Below are 18702 nucleotides of genomic sequence, written 5' to 3' on the forward strand. Positions count from 1 at the left end.
GGTTCGATGCACCTCTCCGCCCCGCCGTCGGGCAGACGGATACTGCTCGCCGCCGCCGTGGCCACCGCCACCGCGCTGGCGACGACCGGCCCGGTGACCGCCGCGCCGGACACGTCCCCGCCCGCGAGCGACAGGCAACAACAATACGCCGCCGCGGCCGCCGAGTACGGCGTCCCGCAGAACGTGCTGCTCGGTGTCTCCTACCTGGAGTCCCGCTGGGACACCCACACCGGGCAGCCGAGCACCAGCGGCGGCTACGGCCCGATGCACCTGACCGACGCCGCGCACATCCTGGCCATGCCGGGCAGCGCCCACGTGGACGAGGACGAGGACCCGCGCGGCGACGACTCCCGTCCGCTGAAGCTCGACCCGGCCACGGCCGCCACGCCGGAGCGGGAGGCCCCGCTGCCGCCCGCCTCGCTCCAGACACTCGACGCCGCCGCCGCGCTCACCGGGCTCGACGCCGGGACGCTGCGGACCGACCCGGCCGCGAACATCCGCGGTGGCGCGGCGCTGCTGGCGTCGTACCAGAAGGCTCTGGGCGGGCCGGTCGGCGCCGGCACCGACCCGGCGGCCTGGTACGGCGCGGTGGCCCGGTACTCCGGCGCGGACACCACCGACGGCGCGGCGGCCTTCGCCGACGAGGTGTACGACCAGCTCGGCCAGGGCGCCAGCCGGACCACCGACGACGGCCAGCGGGTCACGCTCGCCGCCACCGCCGCGACGCCGGACCGCTCCCGGCTGGCCCGGCTCGGTTTGCGTAACGCCGAGCGGCCGGACGGGCTGGAGTGCCCGGTGCGGCTGGCCTGTGAGTGGATCCCCGCGCCGTACGAGCAGCTCAGCGACGACCCGGGTGACTACGGCAACCACGATCTTGGCGACCGGCCGAAGCAGCAGAAGATCGAGTACATCGTCATCCACGACACCGAGGGCTACTTCGGCCCGAGCGTCGACCTGGTGAAGCGGGCCGACTACCTGGGCTGGCACTACACGCTGCGCTCGGTGGACGGCTACATCGCCCAGCACATCAAGACCAAGGACGTCGGCTGGCACGCCGGCAACTGGTACGTCAACGCGAAGTCCATCGGCCTGGAGCACGAGGGCTTCGCCGGTCAGGGCACCTGGTACACCGAGGCGATGTACCGCACCTCCGCCAAGCTGGTGCGCCACCTGGCGCTGAAGCTCGGCATCCCGATGGACCGGCAGCACATCATCGGCCACGACAACGTGCCCGGCATCAACGCCGGCGCGGTGGGCGGCATGCACTGGGACCCGGGACCGTACTGGGACTGGTCGCACTACTTCGACCTGATGAAGGCGCCGTTCCGCACCACCGGCACCGCGCGGACCGGCCTGGTCACCATCGACCCGGACTTCGCCACCAACCGGCCGGCGTTCACCGGCTGCAACCAGCAGCCGCCGGGCGTCCCGACGCCCAGGCCGCCGGCCGAGCCGTGCCCGTCGCGCGGCTCCTCGGCGGTGATCCTGCGGACCGCGCCGAGCCTGGACGCCCCGCTCGTCAACGACCTCGGGCTGCGCCCGGACGGCACGCCGGACACGATGTACATCTCCGACCACGGCGCCCGCGCCTCGGCCGGTCAGACGTACGCGCTCGCCGGCCGGCAGGGTGACTGGACGGCGATCTGGTATCTCGGCCAGAAGGCGTGGTTCCTCAACCCGGCCTCCGCGCCGACCGCGAAGTGGGCCACCGGCTTCGTGGTGACCCCGCGGCCCGGCAAGGCCACCATCCCGGTGTACGGGCGGGCCTACCCGGAGCAGGCCGCCTACCCGGACACCATCCCGTACCAGACCATCTCGCCGCTTCAGTACACGTTCGCCGCCGGCCAGCGGTACGCGGTCGGCGGGGTGCTGCCCGGCGAGTACTACCGGGCCGTCTCGTTCGACGGTTCGGCCCCGGGTGACCGGACCGTGGTACGCGGCGAGAACCGCTACGTGCAGGTCCAGTTCGGCCACCGGATCATGTTCGTGAACCTGGACGACGTGCTGATCCTGCCGTCCCCGGTCGGTGCGCCGCGCTGACCTGTCACCGCACGGCGAGAGGCCCCCGGTCCGTGACGGACCGGGGGCCTCTCGGTGGTACGGGGTACGGTCAGGCGACCCGGACGAAGCCGGCGATCGGCATCGTGCTGATGCTCGACACCTGGACCGGTTTACCGGTACGTGGCGCGTGCACCATCACGCCGTTGCCGAGGTAGAGCCCGACGTGGTGCAGATCGGAGCCGAAGAACACCAGGTCACCCGGTCTCGCCTCGGAGCGGGACACCTTGCGGCCCTCGTTCCACTGCGCGCCGGTGAAGTGGGTGAGCGAGATGCCCGCCGCCTTGTACGCGTACTGGGTCAGGCCGGAGCAGTCGAACGAGTTAGGGCCGGTGGCACCCCACACGTACGGGTCGCCGACCTGGGCGCACGCCGTCTTGATCGCGGTCCGCGCGGCGCTGCTCACCACACCGTCGACGGCGGGGCAGCCCGCCGGGCGGATCGAGGTGACCGGCAGCATGGCGGTCAGCCGCTTGATCTCCGCGTCGATCTGCTTCTTCTTCGCCGCGAGATCGTTCTGCTGCTTGATCTCCAGCGCGATCAGCGCGTCGAGCTTCTCCTTCTGCTTGTTGTACTCGTCACGCACCTTGAGCACACCGGCGATCTGGCGGCGCTGGTCCTCGGCGATCCGGTCCAGCATGACCAGCTGCTCGGCCAGCGCGCCCGGCTTGGAGTTCACCAGCAACGCGCCCAGCTCCTGCGACGGGCCCTGGATGTAGTAGCGGGCCGCGATGTCGCCGACCTTGTTCATGGCGAGCGTGGAGGCCAGCTCCAGCGGCACCATCTTGTCCTTCAGCGCCTTGGACTTCTTCTGGTTGGCGCGCAGCTGCGAGCGGACCTTGTTGAACTGCTCGATGGTGGGTTCGAGCTGCTGCCACTGCTTGTCGATCTGCGCGTCGATCTCGTCCACCGACGGCGCCGCGTGCGCCGGCGCCGTCAGCATTCCGGCGCCGACCGCGGCGGCCGCGACCAGGGTGACCAGACGGTGAACCACCCGTCGGAACCCGGCCCGCCGGCCGGGTGGCGCGCTCGGGGCGTGACGTTGAGGGGGCGTGGTTGCCACCGGCACGGACTCCTTTGCAACCGACCGCCGGGCGCCTCGCGAGAGGGAAGGTCGAGGCAGACGACCCACAGCGGTCGGTGCCTCACATTAGGGAAGGCGTCCGGTGGAATCAAGGCGACCGTTTACTCAATCACGTTTCCGCAATCGTTTGCACACCAAGGGTATTCGTTTCATCTTCCGACGATGGCCGTCAATACATCGTCGAGCGTGACCACACCCATCGGCCGGCGCCCGTCGCTGACCAGCACCATGTGGCGGCGTTCGCGGCGCATCGCGAGCAGCAGGTCGGCCAGCGTACGGTCCGGCGGCACCACCGCCAGCGGCCGGTAGACGGCGGCTGGCACCGGCGCCCGGCGGCTCGCCCCCGCGTACCCGAGGACGTCCTTGACGTGCACGAACCCAAGCACCCGGCGGGTGGCCCGCTGCACCACCGGGAAGCGGGACCGGCCGGTACGGGTCGCCAGCACCTCCAGCGACGCCGGTGAGACGTCCTCGGCCACTGTGGTCACCGTGGACCAGGGTTGCAGCGCGTCCGCGGCGGTACGGCTGTGCAGGGCCAGCGCGCCGGTGATCCGGGCGTGCACCTCGGCGTCGAGCAACCCCTCGGTACGCGCCTGGGAGACCAGACCGGCCAGTTCCTCGGCGGTGAACACGGTCTTCACGGCGTCTGTCGCCTCCACCCGCCACCACCGCAGCACCTGCCGCGCCGCCCACTTCATCGCCAGCAGCAGCGGCTTGGTGGCCAGGCAGAACGCCAGCATGGCCGGGCCGAGCCAGAGCGCCGACGGCTCCGGGCCGGCCAGCGTGATGTTCTTCGGCACCATCTCGCCGACCACCGTGTGCAGGAACACCACCAACGCCAGCGCGATGACGAACGCCACCGGGTGCACCGCCGAGGCGGGCAGTCCCAGCGCGGCGAACGAGGGCTCCAGCAGTTGGGCCAGCGCCGGTTCGGCGATCGCGCCGAGGCCCAACGAGCAGACGGTGATGCCGAGCTGCGCCCCGGCGATCATCAGCGGGATCTGGTTCATCGCGGCCAGTGCCCACCGGGCCCGCTTCGACGTCGCCGCGAGCGGTTCGATCACCGTACGGCGGGAGGCGATCAGCGCGAACTCACTGCCCACGAAGAACGCGTTGCCGAGCAGCAGGCCCACTGCGACGAGTAACTCAGGCACCGTCGTCGGGCTCCTCGGGGCGTACCACCCGCACCTGCTCGATCCGGTGCCGGTCGACCTCCACCACGGTGAACTCGTACCCGGCCTCGTCCACCGTCTCGCCCGGCACCGGGATGTGGCCGAGCCGCGCCATGAGGAAGCCGCCGAGCGTCTCGTACGGCCCGTCGGGCAGCCGGAAACCGGTCTGCTCGACCAGCTCGTCGGCGCGCAGCACGCCGTCGGCCAGGACGGTCCGCTCGCCGCCGGGCACGGTGAGCTCCACCGGCCCGAAGCCGTCCAGCGCGTCCGGGTCGAACTCGTCGGCGATCTCCCCGACCAGTTCCTCGACCAGGTCCTCCACGGTCACCACGCCGTCGGTGCCGCCGTACTCGTCCACCACGATCGCCAGGTCCGCCCCGGCGGCCTTGAGCGCGGCCAGCACCCCGTTCAGGTTCAGGCTCTCCGGGACGTACACCGGTTCCCGGGCCACGGCGGCGACAGTGGTGGCCGCCCGGCGGGCCAGCGGCACGCCGAGCGCGTCCGGCACCCCCGCGACACCGGTGACCAGGTCGAGCGTCTCCTCGTAGACGGGGAACCGGGTCCGGCCGGTCCGCCGGGACGCCTCCAGCAACTCGGCCACCGTCGCGGTGGCGCGCAACGCCGTCACGTCGACCCGGGGCGTCATGGCCTCGGCAGCCCGCTTGTCGCCGAAGCGGATGGTCCGGCGCAGCAGCATCGCGGTGTCCGGCGGCAGCGCGCCCGCGCGGGCGGAGATGGCGGCGAGCAGGCCCAGCTCCTCCGGGGAACGGGCGCTCGCCAGCTCCTCCTGCGGCTCCACGCCGAGGCGGCGCACCAGCCGGTTCGCTGACTCGTTCAGCAGCCGGATCAGCCAGCCGAAGGTGCGCGAGAAGGCCCGCATCGGCGCGGCCGTGGCCAGCGCCGCGGGCATCGGGCGGGCCAGCGCGAGGTTCTTCGGCACCAGCTCGCCGAAGAGCATCGAGATGAGCGTGGCCAGGGCCAGCGCGAGCAGGCCGGTGAAGCGTTCCGCGCCGCCGAACGGGTGCAGCAGCGGCGCGAAGAGGCGGGCCAGGGCGGGCTCGGCCAGGTAGCCGGTGAGCAGCGCGGTGAGCGTGATGCCGAGCTGCGCGCCGGAGAGCTGGAAGGACAGCTCGCGCAGCGCGCGGCGTACCGTGGCGGCCCGGCCGTCGCCCTCGTCGGCCCGCCTGTCGATCTCCGCCCGGTCGACGGTGACCAGGGCGAACTCGGCCGCGACGAAGAAGGCGTTGCCGGCGGTCAGCAGCACGAAACCGACCAGTGGCAACAGCGTCAGAAGCAGAAGGCCGTCGATGCGCGTGATTGTGGCACGCGGACGGCGATGGTGGACCCCCCCGTAGCGTGGTGTGCATGGACGGTCTGCTGCTCACCGACGAACTGGTCCTGCTCGCGTACGACGACGACGGCGTCAACCGGCTCGGCAGCCCGCACCTCGGCTACGGCCTCGCCGGGGCGGTGCTGCTGGAACTGGCCCTGGCCGGCCGGGTGGAGGTGGCGGACAAGCGGCTCGTGGTGACCGATCCCGCCCCGACCGGCGTACCGCTGCTGGACGAGGCGCTGGCGACCGTGGGAACCGGCCGCGCGCGCAAGCCGAAGGACTGGATCGGCAAGCTCGCCCGGGGGCTGCCGGACCGGGTGCTCGGCGGGCTCGTCGACGCCGGGGTGCTGCGCCGGGAGTCCGGCAAGGTGCTGCTGGTCTTCCCGCGTACCCGCTATCCCTCGCCGACCGGCGCCCAGCCGCCGGCGGAGACGGCGGCCCGGCAGCGGATGGCGGCGGCGCTCACCACCGACGGCCCGGTCGACGCCCGGACCGCCGCGCTGCTCACGCTGACCCGCGCGGTCGGCCTGGATCGCAAGATCTTCCGTGAGCTGCCCAGGCAGCGGGTCAAGGCGCGGATCGAGGAGATCGCCGCCGGCGACTGGGCCTCGGACGCCGCCAAGAAGGCCATCGAGGAGATGCAGGCCGCGCTGCTGGTCGCCAGCACGGCCGCGGTGGCCGCCGCCTCGTCCGGCTGAGACGCGACGGCGGCGGCACCGCACTGGTGCCGCCGCCGTCGTGGTCCGGCTCCTGCCGGGGTACGCCTCAGCTCGCGGAGGGTGCGACCTCCGGCTCACCGGCCGGGGCCTCCGGCTTGACCGAGCGCAGCAGCACGCTCGCCACGTCGACCACCTCGACCTGCTCGCCCGCGCCCTTGCCGTTGACGCCGTCGTTCAGCATCGTCGAGCAGAACGGGCAGCCGACCGCGATGGTCTTCGCGCCGGTGGACATGGCCTCCTCGACCCGGTCCACGTTGATCCGCTTGCCGATCTTCTCCTCCATCCACATCCGGGCGCCGCCGGCGCCGCAGCAGAAGGAGCGCTCGCTGTTACGCGGCATCTCGGTCAGCTCGCCCTGGATCGAATCGCCGAGCACCTCGCGCGGGGCCGCGAAGATCCGGTTGTGGCGGCCCAGGTAGCACGGGTCGTGGTAGGTCACGCCGCCGTCGACCGGCTGGACCGGGGTGAGCTTGCCGGCGCTGACCAGGTGGGCCAGCAGCTGGGTGTGGTGCACGACCTCGAACTCGCCGCCGAGCTGGCCGTACTCGTTGCCCAGAGTGTTGAAGCAGTGCGGGCAGGTGGCGACGATCTTGCGCTTGTTCTTCTCCCGGCCCTCGAACGCCTCGTTGAGGGTCTCGACGTTCTGCTGGGCGAGCATCTGGAAGACGAACTCGTTGCCGATACGCCGCGCCGGGTCGCCGGAGCAGGTCTCGCCCTCGCCCAGGATGGCGAACTTGACGCCCGCCTCGTTGAGCAGCGTGGCGACCGCGCGGGTGGTCTTCTTCGCCCGGTCCTCGAACGCGCCGGCGCAGCCGACCCAGAACAGGTATTCGAAGTCGTCGACCTCACCGACGCGCGGCACCTCGAACCCGAGGCCCTTGGTCCAGTCCTCGCGGGTGTTCTGCGGGGCGCCCCACGGGTTGCCCTTGTTCTCCAGGTTGCGCAGCATGACGCCGGCCTCGGACGGGAAGCTCGACTCGATCAGCACCTGGTAGCGGCGCATGTCGACGATGTGGTCCACGTGCTCGATGTCGACCGGGCACTGCTCGACGCAGGCGCCGCAGGTGGTGCAGGACCAGAGCACGTCCGGGTCGATGACACCACCCTCCTCGGCGGTGCCGATCAGCGGCCGGTCCGCCTCGGCCATCGCGAGCACGTCCACCGCGGCCAGCTGCTCCTGGGTGGCCTTCTCCTCGCCGGTCAGGTCCTTGCCGCCGCCGGCCAGCAGGTACGGCGCCTTGGCGTACGCGTGGTCGCGCAGGCTCAGCACCAGCAGCTTCGGCGACAGCGGCTTGCCGGTGTTCCAGGCGGGGCACTGCGACTGGCAGCGACCGCACTCGGTGCAGGTGCTGAAGTCGAGCAGGCCCTTCCAGGTGAACTGCTCGACGTGGGCGACGCCGAACTGGTCCTTCTCCGGGTCGGCCTCCTCGAAGTCCAGCGGCTTGCCCTCGCTGGTCATCGGGCGCAGCGGGCCCAGGCCGGAGCCGGCCGGCTTCTCCGGGTCGCGCTTGAAGAAGATGTTCGGGAAGGCCAGGAAGCGGTGCCAGGCCACGCCCATCGTGACGTTCAGCGAGATCACGATGAGCCAGGTCATCGAGATGCAGATCTTGATGAGCGCGGCGACGCTGACGCCGGCCTCCCAGCTCGGGAGCACCGAGCCGACCGCGTGGCTGAGCGGGGCGGCCCAGACGGGGTACTCGAAGTGGTCGGTGGCGACCTTGAAGCCCCGGATCACGAACCCGAAGATCAGGACCAGCAGGACGACCCACTCGACGAAGTAGCCCTGCCACATGGTCGAGCCGGTGAACCGGGACCGGTTCTCCGCGCGGCCGGGCCGGTTGCGCAGCCGGATCACCATCAGCACGACGATGCCGATCAGGCCGAGGATGCCGATCCACTCGGTGACCAGGCCGAAGATCGTCCAGTGCCCGATGATCGGCAGCCCGCCGCCGGTCGAGACCACCTCGAAGTAGGCCTCCAGCACCAGCAGCGACAGCACGATGAAGCCGACCATCACGAACCAGTGGGCGGCCCCGACCACGCTCCACTTCAACATGCGGGTGTGACCGGCGGTCTCCACCAGCATCTGCTTCGTACGCGCGCCCTTGTCGCCGAACCGTTCCGGCGCGGGCTGGCCGAGCCGGATGACGGCGGTCATCTTCATGACCGCGCGCACCGCAAGCCACACCGCAACGGCGGTGATGGCGGCCGCGAGGATCGTGGTGACGATCTGGACGCTGCCCATCGAGTTGGCCTCCCGGTCTGCTGCTTTGTCCGTGCAGCCTACGCGCAAGGTTACCCAGCAGTAACGTGAGTCTTCTCGCACCAGGCCACGCCGCCCTGCGCACACCTTAGGTGCAGCGGCACCGAAGTGCCGGGCAGGGGCGGCGTGGCGTGACCTACGCCGTGGCGGGGCAGCGCCCGATCAGCGCCAGCGGGAGAGCAGGATCAGCGACGAGACCATCGCGCCGAACCCCACAGCGAGGTTCCAGTAACCCCAGGTGGCGACCGGATACGCCTGCTCCGAGAGGTAGTAGACGACCAGCCAGCCGATGCCCACCACGATCAACGCGACAGCGGTGACCGGAAGCCAGATCGGGCTAGGCTTGCGCGTCGACGCCGTCGCCGTCGGACGAACGTCCGTCGGCGGGGTGTACACCTTCTTCTTGCGGACCTGAGACTTGGGCACGACGCTCTCCAGAGGGGGGTACGACCTCGTCCGGCCTGACAACCGGGCGCGAGGGCGACGGTCCATGGCCAATAATGTTCGACAGCTAGCGTAGTCCCGACGGACCGTCCAGGCCATGAATGGGGCCAGGACGGTGCACTCAGTAACCGGAAAGAGCGGACTTTCCGGGTCGAGCAGGTCGGCTCGCACCGGCGCGGGCCGGAAACGAGACGACGGGAAAGGGAACGCCCGGTGGAGTACACGTCCGGTGCCGCCTCCTGGCAGAAGGTCCTCCGCCGCGCGGCAGCCGCCCTGCTGCCCCGGCGCGCACGCCAGCGCCGCCCGGGCTGGTCCGTCGGCGTACCCCTGATCGCCGCCGCGGCCGGTCTGCTGTTCACCACGACCGCCACCACCGCGGGCGGCACCTCGCTGCGTGAGGACCGCCGGCCCCAGCTCACCCAGCTGATCGAGGACCGGCGCGAGGAGGTCGCCGCCAGCGAGGCCAAGGCCGCCCGGCTCCGCGCCGAGGTGGAGGAGCAGACCGAAGCGCTCGCCGGCGCCGACGGGCCGATCAAGACCGAGCGGGACCGGGCCGCCGCCAGCCGGCAGGCGGCCGGATTCACCGCGCTCACCGGCAGCGGCGTGACAGTCGAGCTGAACGACGCCGACCGCCGGCCCGACCAGCCGCTGCCGAAGGGCGCCAGCAACGACGACCTGGTGGTGCACCAGGGCGACGTCCAGGCCGTGGTCAACGCGCTCTGGGCCGGCGGCGCGGAAGCCATGTCAATCATGAACGTCCGCGTGCTGAGCACCAGCGCGGTACGCTGCGTCGGTAACACCCTGCTGCTGCACGGCCGGGTTTACTCCCCTCCTTTCAAGATCGTGGCAATCGGCGATCCCGCGGAACTCCAGCGGGCGCTCGCCGCCTCTGAGGGAGTGCGGGTGTTCAAGGAAGTGGCCGACCACTACCAACTCGGGTACGTCGAACGCGTCTCCACGGTCACCGTGCCCGCCTTCGAGGACTCCACCGCGTTGCAGTCGGCGACGGTGCCCCGGTGACCGGCGGCGACCCGCGGGCACGTGCCGGTCACGACCGCGAGGAGGAACCCACCGCGTTCCTTCCTCGGGTCGAGCGTCCGGCACCCGCCCCGGCGTCGCCACGGCCGCTCGACCTGCCCTGGCCCGAGGCCGGCCCCGCACACACCGCCCCGGTCCGGCGCGGCCCGGCCGCCCGGCCGCACCGCCCACCGCCCGCACCGCCCCGGGCCACTCCGCCGCCCGGCCCGCCGCCGCCGTGGCCGGGCAGCCGGGCACATCAGCCGATCGGCGCCTCCCACCCGGAGGCCGACCCCCGGCGCCGCCCACCGGCGCGCGAGCCTTCCGGGGGTACGCCCCGGCCGCCCGGCGTACCCCGTTTCGGCGGGCCGACCGGCGCGGACCGCAATCCGCCGGTCGACCCCGGAGCGACAACGGTGCTGCCCGCCGTTCCCCGCCCGCCCGCCGATCCCCGCCTGGACGCGACCGGGCTGATGGGCGCGGTGCCCCCGGCGCCGGACGCCGATGACGACGGCCCGCCGGCCGAGCCGCCCCGTCCCCGCCGCGGCGAGCGGGTGGTGCGACTGCGGCCGGAGCAGACCGGCGACGGCTACCGCAGCGTCCACTCCGAGCTGACCCGTCCCACAGTCGGCTCCCGGGTGCGCACCGTCGTGCGCGGCACCGGCGAGCTGCTTATCACCTTCGGCCTCGTGGTGCTCCTCTTCGTCGGGTACGAGATCTGGGGCAAGTCGGTCCTCGTCGAGGCTCACCAGAACGACCTGAGCAGCCAGCTCGCCCAGCAGTGGGACACTCCCGCGGACCCGACTGTCGGCCCGACCAGCCGCCCGGCCGCCACGCCGAAGCCACCGGCCAAGGGACAGCCGGTCGCCGGCCTCTACATCCCCAAGTTCGACAAGCACTGGGTAGTGGTCGAGGGGGTCGACCCGGAGGACATCCGGTACGCCCCGGGCCACTACCCGGACAGCGCCCTGCCCGGCGGGGTCGGCAACTTCTCCGTCGCCGGTCACCGCATCCGCTCCACGTTCTGGCGGCTGGACGAGCTGACGACCGGCGACGCCATAGTGGTCGAGACCAGGTCCGACTGGCTCGTCTACCGCGTCTACGAGCAGCGGATCGTCAAGCCGTCCCAGGTGGAGGTGGTCGCGCCGGTGCCGGGCAAGCCGGACCAGAAGGCCACCGAGAAGCTGCTCACGCTGACCACCTGCAACCCGAAGTTCGACAACTACCAGCGGCTGATCATCCATGCCCGGCTGGACCACGCGCAGGCGAAGTCGGCGGGCCGCCCGGCCGAGTTGGAGGCGTGATCCGTGTACGCGTGGATCTGGCGCAAACTGCCGTTCGGGCTGCCCGGAAAGCTGATCGGCTCGCTGCTGCTCGCCACCGCCACCGTCGCGCTGCTCTGGTTCGTGGTCTTCCCGTGGGCCGAGCCGCTGCTGCCCTTCGACGACGTGCAGGTCACCCAGGACTCCGGCGTGCCGGGCGACGGCGGGCCGCCCGGCGAGGAGCTGCCGTACAGCACCGAGACGAACAACGCCCCACCCTCCACCCCGAACAGGTGACCCGATGCGCGTTCTGGTGATCGACAACTACGACTCGTTCGTCTTCAACCTCGTGCAGTACCTCGGCCAGCTCGGGGCCGAATGCGACGTGCGGCGCAACGACGAGATCGACGTCGCCGAGGTGGGCCGCGCCGGTGCCGCCGGCGTCCTGCTGTCACCCGGTCCGGGCAGCCCGGATCGGGCCGGCATCTGCCTGGACGTGATCCGCGAGTACGCCGGCAAGCTCCCGATCTTCGGCGTCTGCCTCGGCCACCAGGCGATCGGCGAGGCGTTCGGCGCGACCGTCGCCCGCGCGCCGGAACTGCTGCACGGCAAGACCTCTGAGGTACGCCACGACGGCGTGGGCGTGCTCGCCGGCCTGCCCGACCCGTTCACCGCCACCCGCTACCACTCGCTTGCCGTACTGCCCGAGACGCTCCCCGACGAGCTGGAGGTCACCGGCCGGACCGCCTCCGGCGTGGTGATGGCGATGCGGCACCGCTCGCTGCCGATCGAGGGTGTGCAGTTCCACCCGGAGTCGGTGCTGACCGAGGGCGGTCACCTGATGCTGGCGAACTGGCTGGCCGCCTGCGGCTTCCCGGCGGCGCTGGAGCGCGCCCCGGAGCTGGCCGCCGAGGTGGACGCCCGCCGCCAGGCGGCCTTCTCCCCAGCCTGACGGCCGCTTCCCGCCCGCCCCCCATCCGCCTCCCTCTCCGTCGATCATGAAGTTGGCGGGGATAAATCGGACGCTCAGTGCCGCTAAGTTCATGGTCAACGGGAGAAGCAAGGCGGAGATGCGAGCGTGGCGGCGGCCCCGGGATCGGGGACGCCGCCGCGTCGGTCGGTCAGGTGAAGGTCAGCGGTCGGTACGTGTCGGCGCGATGGTCGGGAACGGGAAGCCACTGCCGCCGCCGTTGCCGCCGCCGTTGCCCGGCGTGCTCGGGGACGTGCTGGGGGTGACGCTCGGCGTCGGGCTCGTGGGCTCCTCCTCGCGCGGCACGTCGACCTCGATGGTCACCGTCTCGCCCTTGGCCAGCTTCCTATTGGGCGACGGGGACTGACCGCTGACCTTGCCCACCTGGGCCGGTTCGACCTCTTCGCCGTCGACCACCTTGACCCGGTAGCCGGCGTTCTCAAGCTGCTTCCTCGCCTGGTCCTCGGTGAAGCCGCGGACGTCCGGCACCTCGGCGACGTTGCCCTTGGAGACCTCGAGCGTCACCTTGGTGTTCGGGGCCACCGTGCTGCCCTCGTCGGGCGACACGTTGACCACCTGTTCCTTCGGGGCGCTGTCGGTGACGTCCTTGCGGACCACGGTGAGCCCCAGGCCTTCCAGGGTCGCCTTCACGCTGGTGAAGGTGCCACCCTTGAGGGCCTGCGGGATGGTGACGTCGTCCGGACCGGCGCAGATCTGGACCGTGACCTCGCTGTTCTTCTCCACCCGCTGGCCGAACGGCGGGTTCTGCTCGACCACGGTGCCCTTCTTGCACTCGGCGTTCTTGACCGGGTCCCCGGGGGCGAAACGCAGCCCGGCCTGGCTGAGCGCGGCCTGCGCGTCGGCCTGCGTGCGGTCCACCAACTGCGGCACCGACACCTTCTCGTTGCCGGCCTGGTTGAGCCAGAGCGCGGTGCCGAGCGCGATCACCGCGAGCACACCGAGCGTGGCGAACGCGGCGATGACCCAGGACGAGGTCTTGCGCTTGCCCGGGTCGCCGACCCGCGCCACCGGCTGCTGGCGGGTCTGCGGGCCCATCATCTGGGTCTGCTGCGCCTGCTGGTAGCCGCCGCCCGCGGCGGCACCCATCGCCATGGTCTCGTCGGCCGGCATCACCGGGGTGGCGAGCACCGGACGCCCGGCGGCGGCGCGGAGCAGGTCCGCCCGCATCTCGCCGGCGCTCTGGTAGCGGTTGAGCGGGTTCTTCGACAGCGCCTTGAGCACGATCGCGTCGACAGCGGGGTTGACGTCCGGGTTGATCGTGCTCGGCGTCGGCGGCTGTTCCCGTACGTGCTGGTAGGCGACGCTGACCGGACTGTCCCCGACGAACGGCGGGTGGCCGCAGAGCAGCTCGAACAGCACGCAGCCGGCCGCGTAGACGTCGGAGCGGGCGTCGACCGCCTCGCCGCGCGCCTGCTCGGGAGACAGGTATTGCGCGGTGCCGATGACCGCGCTGGTCTGCGTCATCGTGGTGGCGCCGCTGGCGAGCGCCCGGGCGATGCCGAAGTCCATCACCTTGACCTGGCCGGTCTGGGTGAGCATCACGTTTCCGGGCTTGATGTCCCGGTGGATGATCCCGTGCCGGTGGCTGAACTCCAGCGCCGCGCACATGTCGGCGCAGATCTCCAGCGCCCGGCGCGGCTGGAGCCGCCCCTCGACGCCGAGAACCTCCTTGAGGGTCCGGCCGTTGACGAACTCCATCACGATGAACGGCAGGGTCTCGCCCGTGGGGGCGGTCTCCTCGCCGGTGTCGTAGACGGCGACGATGGCCGGGTGGTTGAGCGAGGCGGCGTTCTGCGCCTCACGGCGGAACCGCATCTGGAAGGTGGCATCCCGGGCCAGGTCGGTACGGAGCATCTTGATCGCGACATCCCGCCCGAGCCGGAGGTCACGGCCGCGGTGCACCTCCGCCATGCCGCCGTAGCCCAGCAGCTCGCCGACCTGGTACCTGCCACCGAGCAGGCGGGCCTGCGCTGTCATCGCGTCTCTCGTCCTTCGCTCGTCGTCGTACCGCCGTCGGCCGGCAGGAGGCGTACCTCACGACGGTACGACGTGCGGACCGGATAGTCGCCTCCGTACGGCCGCACCGCGCCGGAGGTCACGCTCACACTCGCCGGAGCGGATGCGGTAGCACCGTATTTCCGGTACAGGAACGAAATCACGCCCGAACAGAGGATGACCAGTACGGCCACCACGATCGCCGTCGTCCACAGCCCGGACCGGGAGCGCCGGGGCGGTGCGGGGGCGGGCGGTCGCGCGTACCCCATGGGGTTGTGCTGGGGCATGGGGCGGGGCTGCGGGACGGGGGCCGCGCCGCGCGGCGCCACCGGCGGGCGGGGCTGCGGGACGGGGTGCGCGACCACCGCGGGGTGCGGCGTGACCGGCGGGCGGGCCGGGGACACGGGCGGCCGGGGTTGCGGGCGCGGGGCGGGGGCCGGCTGCGGGCGCGGCACGGCGGCCGGCACCTGCGCCCGCGCGACCGGCGCGGCCGGTGAGGCGGGCACGCCGGAGATCGGGTGCCCGGCACGAGCCGCCTGGGAGAGCGCGAGCTTGGCCTGCCGGGCGATGCTCGCCAGCGCGGCGGCGCTGGGCCAGCGCGCGGCCGGATCCTTCGCCATGGACCGCTCGACGATCGCACGCACCTGCGGCGGGATGTCGGGCGGAAGCGCACGCGGAGCGTCCCGCACGTGCTTCATGGCGATTTCGAGGGGGTTGTCCCCCTCGAACGGGCGGCGGCCGGCCAGGCACTGGTACGCGACCACGCCCAGCGCGTAGACGTCCGAGGCGGGGGTGGCGACCGCACCGGTGGCCTGCTCCGGCGAGATGTACGACGCGGTGCCGAGCACCGACCCGGCGGCGGTGAGCTGGCCGATCAGGTCCGAGCGGGCGATGCCGAAGTCGGTGAGCACGAGCGTGCCGTTCGGCCGGACCAGCAGGTTGCCGGGCTTCACGTCGCGGTGCACGATGCCCTTCTCGTGCGCCGCGTGCAACGCGTCGGCGGCCTGCGCCAGCAGGGCCATCGTGCGGGCCGGGGTCAGCCGGCCGACCCGGCTGAGCGTGGCGGAGAGCGCGTCGCCCTCGACGTACTCCATCACCAGGAACGCGATGTGCTGGTCGCTGCCGAAGTCGTAGACGTCGACCACGCCGGGGTGGTTGATGGTGGCCATGGTCCGGGCCTCACCGCGGAACCGCTCGGCGAAGCCCGGTTCGTCGAGCAGCGCGGGGAGCAGGCTCTTGACCGCGACGGTACGGCCCAGCACCTGGTCGGTGCCGCGCCACACGTCACCCATGCCACCGCTGGCGATCCGCTCGTCGAGACGGTAGCGGTTGCCCAGCTTCACTCCCGGGGCGAGCACGTCAGCGCCTCCCGGAGTCCGCGATGGCCGCCGCCATGATCCGGCCGGCGATGCGGGCCGCCTCGGCGCTGCCGCCGCTGCCCGCCTGCTCCAGCTCGACGCAGACCGCGGAGAGCGGCGTGCCGTCCTTGTCCAGCGCGAAGCCGATGAACCAGCCGTGGTCCGGGGTGTTCGGGCCGGACTCGGCGGTACCGGTCTTGCCGCCCACCACGAAGCCGTCGACGGCGGCCCGGCGGCCGGTGCCCTCCTTCACCACGTTCTGCATCATGTCGCGCAGGTCGGCGGCGACCTGGCCGCTGATCGGGCGGCGCAGCTCGCGCGGCTGGGCGGCGTCGTAGACGGTGGTGCGGTCCGGCCCGAGCAGCTGCTTGACCAGGTAGGGACGCATCTGCTTGCCGTCCTTGTTGGCCACCGCGGCGGCGATCAGCGCGCCCTGCAGCGGCGTCATCCGCACGTTGTTCTGGCCGATCGACGACTGCGCCAGCGCCGCCGGGTCGGTGCTGCCGTCCGGGTTCTGCATGTCGCCGGTGCGGCTGGCCGCCACCGGCAGGCCGCCCTCGCCGAGCTGGCCGACGTTGAGGTCCTCCTGCTCGAAGCCGAACTGCTTGGCCTTCTCCTTGACCTTGTCCGCGCCGAGGCGGACGCCGAGCTGGGCGAAGCCGGTGTTGCAGGACTCGGTGACCGCCTCGCGCAGCGTGACCTGGGACTCGGGGCAGATCGACGGCGCGGCGTTGCGGATCGGCTGGCCGGCGCCGGGCGCGGTGTAGCTGGAACCGGCCGGGATGCGGGTCTGCTGCCCGACGCCGTTCTCCAGCGCCGCCGCCGCCATGATGATCTTGAAGGTGGAGCCCGGCGGCAGCGTCTCGGACAGCGCCCGGTTCGCCAGCGGCCGGTCCTTGTCCTTCTCCAGCGTGTTGTACGCCCGGTCCGCCTCGGTGCTGTTGTGGCTGGCCAGCGGGTTCGGGTCGAAGCTCGGCATGGACACCAGCGCCTGCACCGCGCCGGTACGCGGGTCGATCGCGATGGCCGCGCCCTTCTTCGCGCCGACCTGGTTGTCGTTCAGTTGCTTGTACGCCGTCTCCTGGGCCCGCTTGGAGAGCGTCAGCAGCACGTTGCCGCCACCGGTCTCGTCCCCGGTGAACATGTCCTTGATCCGGCTGGCGATGAGCGCGTCGCTGGTGCCGGCCAGGAAGTCGTTCTCCACCCGCTCGATGCCGCTCGCGCTGCCGTTCACCGGCTTCCAGCCGAGCACGTGCGCGTACATCTCACCGCCCGGGTAGGTGCGCTGGTACTTCAGCTCACCGCCGGTCTCCTTGCTGAGCGCGTACGCGGTGCCGCCGACCTCGATGTTGCCGCGCTTGCGGTCGTACTCGGCGACCTGGACCCGGCCGTTGTAGTCGCTGTTGCGGTACTCGTCGGCCTTGTAGGCCTGGATCCAGTTCAGGTTCGCGAACAGCAACCCGAACAGGACCATCACGACCACGCCGACGCGGCGCAGGGGGGCGTTCACGGCCGGATCACCTCCGTCGGGGCGCCGTGCAACTGCTCGGGCGGACCGCCGGCCGGCCGGGCTGCCGGACCGCCGCCACCGGTCACCGGACGGCGGGCACCGTCGGACACCCGCAGCAGCACGGCGATGAGCAGCCAGTTCGCCATCAGCGAGGAGCCACCGGCGGACAGGAACGGGGTGGTCTGACCGGTCAGCGGGATGAGCTTGCTGATGCCGCCGACGATCACGAAGACCTGGAGGCCCAGCGTGAACGCCAGACCACCGGCGAGCAGCTTGCCGAACGAGTCCCGCACCGCCAGCGCGGCCCGCAGGCCCCGCTCCACGATCAGCAGGTAGATCACCAGCAGCGCGGAGAGACCGAACAGGCCGATCTCCTCACCGATGCCGGCGAAGATGAAGTCCGTCTGCACCTCGGGCAGCAGCGCCGGCTGGCCCCCGCCCGGGCCGGCCCCGAACAGGCCGCCGGTGCCGAGCGTCAGCAGGCCCTGCACCAGCTGGTAGCCCCTGTCGTACGGCTCGGCGAACGGGTCCAGCCAGATCTGTGCCCGGTCGTAGAAGTTGGCGAACGGACCGCCCACGGTGCTGCCCAGCACGTACGCCAGGTAGGCGCCGCCGAAGAACAGGATCAGGCCGATGAGCAGCCAGCTGACCCGCTCGGTGGCGATGTACAGCGTCACCACGAACATGCCGAAGTAGAGCAGCGACGTGCCCAGGTCCTTCTCGAAGATCAGGACCAGGAGGCTGACCAGCCAGACCACGAGCACCGGGCCGAGGTCACGCCCGCGCGGGAAGTCGATGCCGAGCACCCGCCGGCTGGCGAGCGAGAGCACCTCGCGCTTGCGCACCAGGTAGTACGCGAAGAACGTGAGCAGGGCCAGCTTGGCGAACTCGCCGGGCTGGATGGAGAACCCGCCGAACTTGATCCACAGCTTGGCGCCGTTGATCTCGGAGAACCGGCTCGGCAGCACCGCCGGGATCATCACCAGCACGATGCCGGCCAGGCCCAGCGTGTACGCGTACCGGGACAGCGAACGGTGGTCGCGCAGGATCGCCAGCAGCCCGGCGGCGAGCACCACGGCGGCCAGCGTCCAGGCGAGCTGCCGGCCGCCGGTGCCGGCGAAGATGGCCAGGTCCTCCCGCTCCGCGGGGGTGGCCTTGGCCAGGTCGTACCGGCGCAGGAAGCCCACGCCGATGCCGTTGAGCAGGGCCACCGCCGGCAGCAGCGCCGGATCGGCGTACGGCGCGAGCCAGCGGATCACCAGGTGCAGGCCGAGGAAGACCAGCCCCAGCGCGGCGGCCGGGATCCAGAAGTCGGGCGTGATCGTGTCCAGCGCCTTCGCCTCGACCATCGCCGCGTACGCCGCCACGAGCACCATGGCGAGCAGGAGCAGGGACAGTTCGGCGTTACGCCGCGACCGGGCCAGGCGGTCGCCGGACTCCCCGCCCGTCGAAGCGGGCGAGGCGGCCGGTACGGCGGCTGCGGTCACGGATACGTC

Annotated in this window: 15 protein-coding genes; 6 read left to right on the forward strand and 9 right to left on the reverse strand. The window is 71.9% G+C overall.

The features are described from left to right. Positions 1 to 6: 6 nt before the first annotated feature. Positions 7 to 2040, forward strand: coding sequence for a peptidoglycan recognition family protein (locus AB0C17_RS11380; protein ID WP_357478191.1), 2034 nt, complete (start codon positions 7 to 9; stop codon positions 2038 to 2040). 70 nt (positions 2041 to 2110) lie between these two features. On the opposite strand, the gene AB0C17_RS11385 is transcribed toward AB0C17_RS11380, so the two are convergent. The 3 genes from AB0C17_RS11385 to AB0C17_RS11395 all read right to left on the reverse strand — a co-directional run bounded on the left by AB0C17_RS11385 (position 2111) and on the right by AB0C17_RS11395 (position 5596). After that, a complete protein-coding gene (locus AB0C17_RS11385; RefSeq protein WP_357468541.1) occupies positions 2111 to 3127 on the reverse strand; it encodes an NlpC/P60 family protein in 1017 nt (338 codons plus the stop codon). Positions 3128 to 3291: 164 nt separating this feature from the next. Continuing rightward, positions 3292 to 4296, reverse strand: coding sequence for a hemolysin family protein (locus tag AB0C17_RS11390; protein ID WP_357385294.1), 1005 nt, complete (start codon positions 4294 to 4296; stop codon positions 3292 to 3294). Continuing rightward, complete coding sequence (locus AB0C17_RS11395; protein WP_357385296.1) at positions 4289 to 5596, reverse strand: hemolysin family protein; 1308 nt, start codon at positions 5594 to 5596, stop codon at positions 4289 to 4291. Before AB0C17_RS11395 ends, AB0C17_RS11390 begins: the two co-directional genes overlap by 8 nt. A gap of 83 nt (positions 5597 to 5679) precedes the next feature. Here AB0C17_RS11395 and AB0C17_RS11400 point away from each other — a divergent pair, with 83 nt between their 5' ends. Further along, entirely contained in the window at positions 5680 to 6345 is a 666-nt protein-coding gene (locus AB0C17_RS11400) for a GPP34 family phosphoprotein (protein ID WP_357385298.1), read from the forward strand. 67 nt (positions 6346 to 6412) lie between these two features. On the opposite strand, the gene AB0C17_RS11405 is transcribed toward AB0C17_RS11400, so the two are convergent. Further along, the gene (locus AB0C17_RS11405; protein WP_357478194.1) at positions 6413 to 8611 is read right to left on the reverse strand and encodes a (Fe-S)-binding protein; all 2199 of its coding nucleotides are present in this window, start codon (positions 8609 to 8611) and stop codon (positions 6413 to 6415) included. 180 nt (positions 8612 to 8791) lie between these two features. Next, positions 8792 to 9055, reverse strand: coding sequence for a cell division protein CrgA (locus AB0C17_RS11410; RefSeq protein ID WP_357385302.1), 264 nt, complete (start codon positions 9053 to 9055; stop codon positions 8792 to 8794). 231 nt (positions 9056 to 9286) lie between these two features. On the opposite strand from AB0C17_RS11410, the gene AB0C17_RS11415 reads away from it, so the two are divergent. Genes AB0C17_RS11415 through AB0C17_RS11430 form a run of 4 tightly spaced genes read left to right on the forward strand, consistent with a single transcriptional unit; the run spans position 9287 to position 12304 of the window. Beyond that, positions 9287 to 10093: a DUF881 domain-containing protein gene (locus AB0C17_RS11415; protein WP_145824166.1), complete on the forward strand. Its 807-nt coding sequence runs from the start codon at positions 9287 to 9289 to the stop codon at positions 10091 to 10093. Continuing rightward, positions 10090 to 11394: a class E sortase gene (locus tag AB0C17_RS11420; RefSeq protein WP_357478197.1), complete on the forward strand. Its 1305-nt coding sequence runs from the start codon at positions 10090 to 10092 to the stop codon at positions 11392 to 11394. The genes AB0C17_RS11415 and AB0C17_RS11420 overlap by 4 nt, the downstream gene beginning before the upstream one ends. A 3-nt stretch (positions 11395 to 11397) precedes the next feature. Next, complete coding sequence (locus AB0C17_RS11425; protein ID WP_357385306.1) at positions 11398 to 11649, forward strand: hypothetical protein; 252 nt, start codon at positions 11398 to 11400, stop codon at positions 11647 to 11649. Positions 11650 to 11653: 4 nt separating this feature from the next. Next, positions 11654 to 12304, forward strand: a complete 651-nt coding sequence (locus AB0C17_RS11430) for an aminodeoxychorismate/anthranilate synthase component II (protein ID WP_357385308.1) — start codon at positions 11654 to 11656, stop codon at positions 12302 to 12304. A 180-nt stretch (positions 12305 to 12484) separates the two neighbouring features. Here AB0C17_RS11430 and pknB read toward each other — a convergent pair whose 3' ends face one another. Genes pknB through AB0C17_RS11450 form a run of 4 tightly spaced genes read right to left on the reverse strand, consistent with a single transcriptional unit; the run spans position 12485 to position 18693 of the window. After that, entirely contained in the window at positions 12485 to 14320 is a 1836-nt protein-coding gene (gene pknB, locus AB0C17_RS11435) for a Stk1 family PASTA domain-containing Ser/Thr kinase (RefSeq protein ID WP_357478200.1), read from the reverse strand. Continuing rightward, complete coding sequence (locus AB0C17_RS11440) at positions 14317 to 15696, reverse strand: protein kinase (RefSeq protein WP_357468553.1); 1380 nt, start codon at positions 15694 to 15696, stop codon at positions 14317 to 14319. The genes pknB and AB0C17_RS11440 overlap by 4 nt, the downstream gene beginning before the upstream one ends. Before the next feature lies 1 nt (position 15697). Next, positions 15698 to 17206, reverse strand: coding sequence for a penicillin-binding transpeptidase domain-containing protein (locus tag AB0C17_RS11445; RefSeq protein WP_357382286.1), 1509 nt, complete (start codon positions 17204 to 17206; stop codon positions 15698 to 15700). Continuing rightward, positions 17203 to 18693 (reverse strand): FtsW/RodA/SpoVE family cell cycle protein, encoded by a 1491-nt coding sequence (locus AB0C17_RS11450; protein WP_357382284.1) that lies wholly within the window; start codon positions 18691 to 18693, stop codon positions 17203 to 17205. The genes AB0C17_RS11445 and AB0C17_RS11450 overlap by 4 nt, the downstream gene beginning before the upstream one ends. Between the last annotated feature and the right edge of the window lie 9 nt (positions 18694 to 18702).

The organism is Micromonospora sp. NPDC048887 (assembly GCF_040649715.1).
Lineage (GTDB): Bacteria > Actinomycetota > Actinomycetes > Mycobacteriales > Micromonosporaceae > Micromonospora.